This window comes from Devosia sp. (genome assembly GCF_041917035.1).
Lineage (GTDB): Bacteria > Pseudomonadota > Alphaproteobacteria > Rhizobiales > Devosiaceae > Devosia_A.
On the sequence record NZ_JAYRYM010000021.1, the window covers coordinates 22,853 to 28,852 of the forward strand.

The following is a 6,000-nucleotide window of genomic DNA, read 5'->3' on the forward strand; positions in this document are numbered from 1 at the left end:
TCGAGCGGGGCAGTCCTATTCCGGCTGCTTGACGGTTCGATCTCAGTGCGGTGACCACGCAACGACAGTTCGGTGACGTTGCGGTGTCACGCCGTCAGGGTGCCGATGCGAGCGGCAGCGTGACGCGGAAGCAGGCGCCGGGCCCGTCGCCGGGGAGCAGTTCCAGCTCCCCGTTCATGCGCTTGACGATCTGCCGGCTGATGGCGAGGCCGAGTCCGGCGCCGGCCACCGAGCTCGGCTTGCCGTGCTCGCCCCGGTAGAACTTCTCGAAGATCTTGCCGCGGTCGGCTCGCGGGATACCGGGGCCGTTGTCGGCGACCTCCACCTGGTAGGTCATGCCGACGACCCGCGAGGTGACGGTGACCCGCGGCCGCTCGGCGCTGTTGTACTTGATGGCGTTGGAGATGAGGTTGATCAGCACCTGGCTCAGCCGGTGCGGCTCGCTCGACACCACGGCGTGGCCGGCCCGCGCGCCGAACATCACCTGCATGTTGCGCTGCCGGGCCAGCGCGTCGCACACGCCGACGGCCCGGTCGAGCACCGGCTCGGCATCCACCGGCTGGTTCTCCCAGCCGCGCTCGCCCCGCTCCAGCGCGGAAAGGTCGAGGATCTCGTCGAGCAGCCCGGTCAGCCGCAGGCTTTCCTTGTGGATGGTCGAGACGAATCGGTGCCGGTCTTGCGGGGCGAGACTCTCCTCATCGAGCAGGATCTCGGAGAACGAGCGGATGGCCGTCATCGGCGTGCGCACCTCATGGCTCACCTGGCTGAGGAAGTCGTCCTTCTGCTGGTCCACCTCGCGCAGCCGCACATTGGCCTGCTCGAGCTGCTCGGCGGTGGTCCTGAGTTCGGCCGAGGTGCGCTCGAGCTGCTGCGAATACTCGATCGCCTGCTGCGTCTCGTCGGCCATCTGCATGACTTCCTCGAGCGACACGGCCTCGCCGGAGACGACCTTGGAGAGCATCACGTGCGCCGAGGCCGCCCCGATCGAACCGGCCAGTTCGCGCTCGAGCCGGCCGATGAACTCGGCGCTCGGCTCCGCCCCCGGCCGGGGCAGCCCGGAGAACAGTTCGGCGGCCCGTTCGGCGCCGAGCACGCGCTGGGCCACGAAGAACAGGTCGTTCGCCGTCGCCGAGCCGCGGATGAAGTTCGCGCCGCGCCGGCCGGAGCGGCGGAAGGCATCGACGAACAGCGTCGCCTGCAGCCGCTCGAGCGCCGACTGGCTGGTCACCAGCGATCCGATGACGAGGGTCGCCGAGTTGAGGAACAGCGACCAGAACACCGAGTGCACCAGCGGGTCGAGCCCGTCGAGCCCGAACAGGGCCTGCGGCCGCAGCCAGGAGATTCCGGCCGGCCCCTCGGCCATCACCGTCGCCACCCACGGCGAGGAACTCTGGAACGAGGGCATGAACATCGACCAGGCCCAGACGAGGAACCCTATCGCCACGGCGGCGGTGGCGCCGCGCATCGTCGCCTCGCGCCAGAACAGGGCGGCGAGGATCGCCGGCAGGAACTGCGCCACGCCGGCGAACGAGATCAGCCCGATCGGCGCCAGCGCGTCGGAATCGCGGGTCAGGTAGAAGTAGAAGAAGCCCAGGAACAGGATGATGCCGATCGACAGCCGGCGCGAGTTGAGCAGCAGCCGCGACAGGTCCCGGTCATTGCCGCCGGCGCCGCCGGTGGTGCGCAGCACGATCGGCATGACGATGTGGTTGGAGACCATGATCGACAGCGCGATCGCCTCGACGATGATCATCGAGGTGGCCGACGAGAACCCCCCGATGAAGGCGAACAGCGCCAGCCCGTCCTGTCCGGCGGCCAGCGGCAGGGTCAGCACGAACATGTCCGGGTTCGAGCCCGCCGGCATGGTGGTCATGCCGAACAGCGCGATCGGCAGGGTGAACAGGCTCATCAGCATCAGGTAGGCCGGAAAGGCCCAGCCGGCGGTCCTGAGGTGGTTCTCGTCGGAATTCTCGACCACCGTGATCTGGAACTGCCGCGGCAGGCAGAGGATGGCGGCGATCGACAGCACGTTCATGGCGATCCAGCGATTGCCGAACGTGTCCTCCGAGTAGATGTCGATGCCCTTCGCCTCGGCGTTCGAGAAGATCGCCTCGAAGCCGCCGCCGGCATAGAGCACGAAGGCGCCGATGGCGATCAGCGCGCACAGCTTGACGATCGCCTCGAAGGCGATGGCGGCGACGACGCCGTGGTGCTGCTCCTTGGCGTCGAGGTTGCGGGTGCCGAACAGGATGGTGAAGACCGCCATGGCGGCAGCGACCCCGAGCGCGAGGCCGACATCGTCGATGCCGCCGAAGCCCTCGCGTGCCGTTGCGCCGCTGCCGCCGATCGCCTGGATGGACGACGTCACCGCCTTGAGCTGCAGCGCGATATAGGGCGCGATGCCGATCACCGCGATCACCGTCACCAGCACGGCGAGCCGGCTCGACTTGCCGAAGCGCGAGCTGAGCAGGTCGGCCACCGAGGTGATGCGCTGGGTATGCGCGATCCTGACCAGTTTCCGCAGCACGAACCACCAGCCGACGAACACCAGCGTCGGCCCCAGGTAGATGGCGAGGTATTCGAGCCCGTTGCGGGCGGCGGAGCCGACGGCGCCGTAGAAGGTCCAGCTGGTGCAGTAGACCGAGATGGCGAGGGTGTAGATGAAGGGCGAGCGCAGCAGGCCGCCGCTGCTCTGCCGGGCCCGGCGGTCGCCGGCCCAGGCGATGAAGAACAGCAGGCCCACATAGGCGACGGCGGTGGCGATGACGAGGTTGGCCGAGAGCATCAGCCCGAACTCCCCGGCTCGTCGTCCCCGGCCGGCGCGCGCGGCAGCCGGCGGCCGAACCAGGCCGTGCCGGCGCACAGCACCAGCCAGACGGCGAACAGGTAGATCAGTTCGAGCGGCAGTCCGAACAGCCGCGCCTTGACATTGAACAGCAACACCAGCGGCGGCATGATCAGCATGGCGCCGAAGATGGTGAAGAACAGCGCCGCGCTTTCGAGCTTGCGCGCCGTCATCAGCCGGCGACGCCCTCGCCGAGCAGCCGCCGCACGGCCCCCACCACATCGGCATTGGCGTAGGGCTTGGTGACGAAGCTCGAGGCGCCCAGTTCTTCGGCGGTGCGCTTGTCAAGCTGCTGGCCCTTGGCGGTGAGGATCAGCACCGGCAGGTCGGCGATCAGGCTGTCGGCCCGGATCTGCTTGAGCACCTCGAAGCCGGAGCGCTTGGGCAGCATGACGTCGAGCACCAGCAGGCGCGGCCTCAGCCGGCGCACGGCCTCGAGCACCGCGTCACCGTCGGTGACGGCGCTGATCGACCACCCGGCCCGCCTCAGGATGAAATCCAGCGACTCGAGGATGCTCGGCTCGTCTTCGGCTATCAGGACATCGAGCGCCAATTTCCCCCCTTGCTCCCGTTCTCCCGCCGGGAACCTCACCACTAAAGCCTAGTCGCGCCCATTGGTCAAAAGCCACGCGGCACCAATGGCGCGCGGATGGCCGCCTGGCCGCCGCCCGGCGCCGGCGCCTCCTCCTGGCGGTCGGCGCAATCGCGTCGCGTGCACAGCCGGCATGTCGGCCCGACCGGCACATCGGCCTGCTGGTCGCTCAGGTCGAGCCCGGCGGCATAGACGGTCCGGTCGGCATGCAGCACGTCGCACGCCAGCATCACCGAGGTATAGACCGAACGCTCGCGGAATTGCGAGGCCCGGCGTGCCGTCGCCCGGGCGAGGAACAGGTAGCGCGACCCGTCGGTGAAGCGCACCACCTGCCGCACCAGCGCATCCGGCGTGCGGAAGGCGTCGTAGATGACCCAGAGCGGGCAGGCATGGCCGCTATTGGGCAGCAGCAGGCCGGGCAGGGGGAAATGCTTGGTAAGCCGCCCGGCGGGATCGGAGCGCAGGAAGCCGAAGGGGATTCCTTCCTCGCCGGGGCGGCGCAGCGTCACCAGGCGGTGCGCCACCTGCTCGAAGCTGGCGGTGTGCATCTGGCGCAGCACCTCGATGTCGTAGCGCGTCGCTTCGGCATCGGCGAGAAAGCGCTCGTAGGGAAAGGCCACCGCCCCGGCGAGGTAGGAGGCCAGTGCCCGGTAGGCGAGGCGCCGCGCCGGCTCCGTGCTGAGCTGCCCGGCGGCCACCTCGGCCTCGATCGCCGTCGCGGCGCTGAGTTCCACATAGAGCCTCGTCAGCTGGAACTGCCGGGTCGCGGCAATGGCGCTGGCCTGGAACCACATCGTTCGGCTCGGCGGGTCGAAGTGGTATTGCCCCGGAAAGCCGAGCGCATCGAGCTCGCGGTTGACGCTGCGCCGAATCCCGACCCGATGGCGCTCGCTCAGCGCCGCGGCCAGCGTCGCTTCGCCGAAGGGCCCGTGCCGCTCGATCTCGGCGCGGAGTTCGCCGGCCACCGTTTCGAGCCCGACGAAGTAGTTGTTGCGTGCAAAGATCAGGTCGTCGAGTTCGCGCACCGGCGAGACCGCCCGGCGCGGGCCGGCCTCGCGGTCGAAATGTCCGATCAGGGTGCGCGTGGTATCGGCCAGCCCGCGTGCCTCGCGGCCGATGGTGGCGCCGAAGCGGGCCCTGGCGGCCTCGTCGAGATCCGGCTCCTCGAGAATCTCGGCGCTCGAGCGGACCGCGGTGATGCCGGAGAGGATCTGGTGCAGCAGCTGGCTGAACAGCGGATCGGCCTGCAGCCGGTTGGCATAGTCGTCGGCGCTGGCCAGCGCCCCCTGGTAGGCGCGGTGCAGGCGCGCCAGGGCAGTGGCGGCGAACGGTTGCTCCGCGACCAGTTGCCGCGCCGTGCCCGCCGGCGGTGCGAGGGCCTGCAGCAAGGGATCGGCGAAGGCCTCCTCGAGGTCGGCGATCAGCCGGTGCTCGGCGGCGCCGGTCAGCTCCTCGATGTCGATGCTGAGCTCGGCCGCAATGCGCAGCAGCAGGGTCCCGCCGACATCGCGCTTGTTGCGTTCTATGAGGTTGAGATAGCTCGCTGAAATGCCGACGCGTCGGGCCAGCTCCGCCTGCGAGACGGCGAGCGCCCGCCGTCTCGAACTGATCCGGATTCCGATTGGTGCCCGCATCGCCTGTTGTCCCCCTGTCAACGCATTGACAGATTTCCACGCCGAACAGATCAACAATTTACAGAATATAGCAGTGTTTTCAATGGGCTATTGAAAACTTTTCTGGCCTGCGAATACTCAGGGGCAAGCGGCAAACGTGTCGGCAATGTACCGGCTTCCGCTTCCAGATGGAGGAGTTAATGACCGATTCCCTGAAGGGCATGCGTCGTCGCACGCTGCTGAAGTCCGGCCTTGCCGGCATCCTCGCCACCGGTGTCGCGCCGCTAATCTTCACGCGCGGCGCCTATGCGCAGGAATTCTGCAATGCCCCGACCGGCGACACCGTGACGCTCGGCTTCAACGTGCCGCAGACTGGCGCCTACGCCGATGAGGGCGCCGACGAACTGCGGGCCTACGAACTGGCCGTCGAGCACCTGAACGGCGGTGGCGACGGCGGCATGATCCCGACCTTCTCGTCCAAGACGCTCAAGGGCAATGGCATCCTGGGCAAGAAGGTGGCCTACGTCACCGGCGACAGCCAGACCAAGGCCGACGCTGCGCGCGACTCGGCGCGCCGCATGATCGAGCGCGACGGCGCGGTGATGATCACCGGCGGTTCGTCGTCGGCCGAGGCCATTGCGGTGCAGGGCCTGTGCCAGGAAATGGGCGTCATCTTCATGGCGTCGCTCACCCACTCCAACGACACCACCGGCAAAGACAAGAAGCGCTACGGCTTCCGTCACTTCTTCAACGCCTACCAGTCCGGTATCGCGATTGCGCCGACGCTGTCCAAGGCCTACGGCACCGATCGCGTCGCCTATCACCTGACCGCCGACTACACCTGGGGCTGGACCCAGGAAGAATCGATCAAGAACGCCACCGAGGCGCTCGGCTGGAAGACGCTGGCTCCGGTGCGGACGCCGGTGGGCGCGGGCGACTTCAGCCAGTAC

The 6,000-nt window shown here is 68.3% G+C and carries 5 protein-coding genes; 1 reads left to right on the forward strand and 4 read right to left on the reverse strand.

The window, feature by feature from the left end:
- Positions 1-94 precede the first annotated feature (94 nt).
- From ACE3TU_RS04350 to ACE3TU_RS04365, 4 genes are all read right to left on the reverse strand, one after another.
- Positions 95-2,785 carry an ATP-binding protein gene (locus ACE3TU_RS04350; protein ID WP_374620689.1) on the reverse strand — a complete coding sequence of 897 codons (2,691 nt, stop codon included), beginning with the start codon at positions 2,783-2,785 and terminating at the stop codon, positions 95-97.
- Positions 2,785-3,018 (reverse strand): hypothetical protein, encoded by a 234-nt coding sequence (locus ACE3TU_RS04355; protein ID WP_374620692.1) that lies wholly within the window; start codon positions 3,016-3,018, stop codon positions 2,785-2,787. Before ACE3TU_RS04355 ends, ACE3TU_RS04350 begins: the two co-directional genes overlap by 1 nt.
- Positions 3,018-3,398 carry a response regulator transcription factor gene (locus ACE3TU_RS04360; RefSeq protein WP_374620695.1) on the reverse strand — a complete coding sequence of 127 codons (381 nt, stop codon included), beginning with the start codon at positions 3,396-3,398 and terminating at the stop codon, positions 3,018-3,020. The genes ACE3TU_RS04355 and ACE3TU_RS04360 overlap by 1 nt, the downstream gene beginning before the upstream one ends.
- A gap of 65 nt (positions 3,399-3,463) precedes the next feature.
- Positions 3,464-5,071: a helix-turn-helix domain-containing protein gene (locus ACE3TU_RS04365; protein ID WP_374620698.1), complete on the reverse strand. Its 1,608-nt coding sequence runs from the start codon at positions 5,069-5,071 to the stop codon at positions 3,464-3,466.
- 179 nt (positions 5,072-5,250) lie between these two features.
- Here ACE3TU_RS04365 and ACE3TU_RS04370 point away from each other — a divergent pair.
- Positions 5,251-6,000: ABC transporter substrate-binding protein (locus tag ACE3TU_RS04370; protein ID WP_374620701.1), on the forward strand; the 750-nt coding region annotated here is incomplete at its 3' end.

What these genes read in the sequence shown, in the direction of transcription:
- ACE3TU_RS04355 (WP_374620692.1), bottom strand. Translation starts at nt 3,018, where the DNA reads ATGACGGCGCGCAAGCTCGAAAGCGCGGCGCTGTTCTTCACCATCTTC.
- ACE3TU_RS04365 (WP_374620698.1), bottom strand. Translation starts at nt 5,071, where the DNA reads ATGCGGGCACCAATCGGAATCCGGATCAGTTCGAGACGGCGGGCGCTC.
- ACE3TU_RS04350 (WP_374620689.1), bottom strand. Translation starts at nt 2,785, where the DNA reads ATGCTCTCGGCCAACCTCGTCATCGCCACCGCCGTCGCCTATGTGGGC.